The sequence below is a fragment of the Rhodococcus sp. IEGM 1409 genome (assembly GCF_030056735.1).
Taxonomy (GTDB): Bacteria; Actinomycetota; Actinomycetes; order Mycobacteriales; family Mycobacteriaceae; genus Rhodococcus_F.
Genome location: NZ_JASHKN010000022.1, coordinates 1 through 1,292 on the forward strand (window position 1 = coordinate 1; position 1,292 = coordinate 1,292).

The 1,292-nt window shown below is 62.1% G+C and carries 1 protein-coding gene; it reads right to left on the bottom strand.

What is annotated here, in order from left to right; translation table 11 throughout:
* Positions 1-53 precede the first annotated feature (53 nt).
* A complete protein-coding gene (locus QM716_RS29135; RefSeq protein ID WP_283307717.1) occupies positions 54-1,214 on the bottom strand; it encodes a DDE-type integrase/transposase/recombinase in 1,161 nt (386 codons plus the stop codon).
* Positions 1,215-1,292: the final 78 nt, after the last annotated feature.

Sequence of the window (1,292 nt, forward strand, 5' to 3'; positions counted from 1 at the left end):
TGTGATGTGTCATGACGTAGTGGACACATATGTGTCAGGACATCGTGGACACTTCACTGTTTTCTCGGGTTGAGAAGTTGGCGAGTGTGGGTCCGGTCGACGACGAGTTCGCGTGCGAGTTCGTCGTCGACGAACACCGCGTATCGGTCGCCTTGCCAGTACGCGACGGTGTCTCGGTTGCCCCAGGCGCGACCGAGGTGGATCGAGAGTCCGTGGATCTTGATCACTCCGGTCGGGGAACTGGGACGAGCACTTGACCCTGCCCGCACCATGCCCGCGGTGTCGGGCCCGGCGGGTGACGTCGCTGCCCACCGCGCTGCCGGATGAACACTGCCGAGCGTTTTCTGCGGCCGATTGTTGTAGAAGCGGCGGTAGGCGTCGAGCAGAATCTGCAACTCCTGTAGCGACACCGCAGGTGGGCGAGCGGCAATCCACCTCTTCATCGTCTGATGGTGACGTTCTATCTTTCCGCAGGTTTGCGGGTGCGCGATCGACGAGGTGATCGCGACGATGCCGAGGGCGGCGAGTTCTCGTTCAAGTTCCGATATGGTGCCTCGGCGACGCCCGGAGAACGCGGTGCCGTTGTCGGAGAGAATCATCGCCGGAAGCCCGAACTCGATGAAACCGGATTGCAATGCTGCCCAAGCGGATTCGAACGATTCTGTGACCGCGGCGTGTGATGCCACACAGAGGCGGGAGTGGTCGTCGATGATCTCCACCACGGTGACACGGGTCCGGTCGGCGAGGTAGAGGTGGGTGCCGTCGATCTGCCAGCAGGCGTTCGGTGCCGGGTACTCGAATCGGCGGTAGGAGTTCGGGCGTTTGTTCGGTTGCGCGAGTATTTGTCCGCGGCTTTTGAGGTGTCGGTAGATCGTCGATTCGGACGGGACGTTGGCGTGTCCGTCGGCGATCAGACGTTGCCGGATGTAGTAGGGGCCGTTGTCGCTGCCCTCGTCCTGAAGATCTTTGCGGGCTCGCACGATCGCCTCGACCACCCCGGGCGGGGTGGTCGAGGGCCGTGTGTGGGGTGCGCTGCTGCGTGGTGCCAACGCTTCGAGGCCGCCTCGGGTGAACCTGCCGAGTTGTTGGTAGAACCAACTGCTGCTGAGGTTCTCGTTGCGGCACAAGGCTGCGACGTTGACCTTCCTGCCGGCCGCTCGATCTGTGATCGCGACCAGGACAGCAGGGCTGAGCATCTCTCGTCGGCGTGTCATCCACCGATCGTGAACACCACCGAACCGTCCAGAAGGTCATGACACATGAAAGTGTCCACGATGTCCTGACACTTCACA

Coding starts and splice junctions, on each gene's coding strand:
- QM716_RS29135 (WP_283307717.1), bottom strand. CDS start 1,214: ATGACACGCCGACGAGAGATGCTCAGCCCTGCTGTCCTGGTCGCGATC.